Here is a 2557-nt window from a genome sequence, read left to right on the forward strand (position 1 = left end):
AACGACGAAATACAAATAAAGTTATTCAAGAGAATTTGTAGTAATGGCAAAAAAAGCTAAGGGAAAAAAACCTATTTATTTTGAAAATCCCGAAAGCGACAAGTTACTGGCAATGGTTTTGGCGCTAACTGGGGAAGTCTCTGTTCTACACGAACGTCTCGATACAGTTGAACGGTTGGCTCAAACAAAAGGTCTGATTTCGGTTGAAGAAATTGAGAATTACCAGCCAAGTGAGCAGGTAGAACAAGAGAGAGAACAGTGGCGACAAGCCTATCTCGATCGAATTCTACGGGTTGTCAAAGAGGAACTGGATACATTAACTGAATAAGCAGAATATAAAAGTCACAAATCCTAAATTTATAGATTGAGATTGAGCAGATTTAAACTTGTTCCAGGTATCTTGATGATGAAACGTTGGTTGAACTGGGTTGTATTTGGCACTAGCCTACTGGTGACGCTGCCGCTAGGAGCGATCGCTTCTGCTCAAAGTGTCATTAACAAAGCCACTTGCACCTACAATGGCAAGCCACTTTACGGCAAAATAAAAATTGTTGAAAGCTTGCCAGATATCAAGGTAAAGATTGTCTCATCCTCCCCGGATTTAATCGTCGAACCTGTCACCGCTTTTCCCCAACGGTGCGGTCAGTGGCAATTTGTTGAATCTTTTCCCGATCTCAAGGTGCAGATTGTCGAGAATTTTCCCGATATCCAGATTCAGTTTGTCAATAACTTTCCCGGCGTTCGGTAAGAAACTAACACGGCGTGCGACTTTCTGTATTTCTGCCTCTCTTGCCAAGGGAGGTTAAGAAAAGGTTGCACACCGCGTAAACTAAGAATTAAAAATTGAGGCTTTTTAATCTTTAATTGTTCCCTAGCCTGGATATTGTGCTTGCCAGCGTCGCTGGGGACCCATGTCCAGATGCAGCATATAGGGCACATACATATAGGTCGCTAAACCGCCTTCCCACCAATCCAGCATCTTTGCGAGCTGTCGCCCGGTGTAGCCCTCCACCCTGAAATCAACAGCACCGCCCGTCATCGGTTGATTTTTGGACGCGCCATGAACCTTAGCTCCAAAGGGTTTGTGATGATACCAACTGGTGATCAGGAAAGGCTTACCAATCTGGTCTCTGGCAACTTGTAGCTGCTTGGCAAGAGCGATAATATTCTCCACGACTTCTAGATTTTCGGGGAGATGGCGATCGCCATTAGGAATCGCGTCTGCCCACGTCAAGTCACCACCCGCAATGATCGGATCGTTCAGATGAATTTCTGACGAAGACGAATAGGTTGCCAAAGCCAACGGTTGGCTACTTTTGAATGTCAGTTTCTCCATCGCCTCCGGCGCAAGATCGGGGCTTGGGCCATTTAATAAAGCTTGGTGAAACTTCTCTAACTGCTCTGGGTGATTATCTTTGAACCATTGCTCAAGCTCATCAATCGCTTGATTTTGATGCTCTAAATTCTGATAAAACTTAAAGGCATTTGTTAGTTTGAACTCCATATCGGTCGCTCCCTCCAGCGGGCAATTCCCTAAATACCAGCCTACCGCGCAACCTGTACCACTATTCTCTTGTTTCCCAGCTGTAGGTCAGGGAAAACCCGCTCTGGAAGATTATAGAGACTTTTATAAAACTGGCATCTGCTCTTGTAGAACAGCTGCCTCCTCCTTAAGAGGTAACTTTTCTCTTGGTTGCGGGGATGGATGAGCGCCAAAACTGGTTAAAACACTTTCCAAAGTTGGCAGGCATTGAGTCACCTTCTTTGCCCGAATGATCCCGTCCCAAACTGGCTCCAACTTCTTCCACGCCCCAGCATAAACCAAATGCCGCATCCGGTCAGACCAACGATCCTTAGCCCAAGCACCTTGGAAAATATTACTCCAACGATAAAAATCTCGATACGCTTGCCAGTAGCCTGCCTCTAGCACCTCCGGCGTCATCTTAGTTGGCTTGTAGACAACATGACGAGTATCGTATAAATCCCAGTTGGAATGAGTAATTCGTCCCTGCGCTGCCATGCGTTTGTACAAAGCAGTATCGGGATAAGGCGTCAAAATGTGAAACGTGGCAGTTTCTAGCCCTTGCTGCACCGCCCATTCAACGGTGCGCTCAAACACGGTTTCATCATCGTCATCCATGCCAAAAACGAAGCTAGCATTCACCATCACGCCCAAATCCCGCAAACGGCGAATCGCAGCGCTGTAATCTCGATTGAGATTTTGATATTTATGCTGTTCTTTGAGATTCGTCGGGTTAAGGGTTTCAAAGCCAACAAACAAGCTGCGTAAGCCACATTCGACTGCTTTTTCCAACAATCCCGGCTGCAAGATAGATTGTACCGTTGCGGCTGCTTGCCACACGCGCCCCATCCCCTTCATCCCCTCAAACAACGCGGCGGCGAATTCAGCGTTGCCAAACAGATGATCGTCGAGAAAATAAAGATGATGCCCTGGTAGCCGCTCAATCTCAGCCAGTGCATCGTCTACAGGTTGCGTGTAGAAAGATTTGCCGCCTTTAAAGAAAGCTTCTTTGTAGCAAAAATCGCAGGTGTGAGG

4 protein-coding genes are annotated in these 2557 nt (G+C 46.4%); 2 read left to right on the plus strand and 2 right to left on the minus strand.

Annotated elements, in window-relative coordinates; translation table 11 throughout:
* Window positions 1-43: 43 nt before the first annotated feature.
* Complete coding sequence (locus H6F50_RS07650) at window positions 44-328, plus strand: hypothetical protein (RefSeq protein WP_190428072.1); 285 nt, start codon at window positions 44-46, stop codon at window positions 326-328.
* A 75-nt stretch (window positions 329-403) separates the two neighbouring features.
* Window positions 404-748: a hypothetical protein gene (locus H6F50_RS07655; RefSeq protein ID WP_190428074.1), complete on the plus strand. Its 345-nt coding sequence runs from the start codon at window positions 404-406 to the stop codon at window positions 746-748.
* A gap of 123 nt (window positions 749-871) precedes the next feature.
* Here the strand turns inward: H6F50_RS07655 and H6F50_RS07660 are convergent, their stop codons facing one another.
* Both H6F50_RS07660 and H6F50_RS07665 read right to left on the minus strand, forming a co-directional pair.
* On the minus strand, window positions 872-1504 hold the full coding sequence (locus tag H6F50_RS07660) for a D-Ala-D-Ala carboxypeptidase family metallohydrolase (protein ID WP_190412675.1): 633 nt from the start codon (window positions 1502-1504) through the stop codon (window positions 872-874).
* 123 nt (window positions 1505-1627) lie between these two features.
* Window positions 1628-2557: radical SAM protein (locus H6F50_RS07665; protein WP_347277144.1), on the minus strand; the 930-nt coding region annotated here is incomplete at its 5' end.

This window comes from Coleofasciculus sp. FACHB-712, from assembly GCF_014695635.1.
GTDB lineage: Bacteria > Cyanobacteriota > Cyanobacteriia > Cyanobacteriales > FACHB-T130 > FACHB-T130.

Bases quoted from the DNA above. Each gene is read 5' to 3' on its own strand.
- H6F50_RS07655 (WP_190428074.1), top strand. From the start codon at position 404: ATGATGAAACGTTGGTTGAACTGGGTTGTATTTGGCACTAGCCTACTG.
- H6F50_RS07660 (WP_190412675.1), bottom strand. From the start codon at position 1,504: ATGGAGTTCAAACTAACAAATGCCTTTAAGTTTTATCAGAATTTAGAG.
- H6F50_RS07650 (WP_190428072.1), top strand. From the start codon at position 44: ATGGCAAAAAAAGCTAAGGGAAAAAAACCTATTTATTTTGAAAATCCC.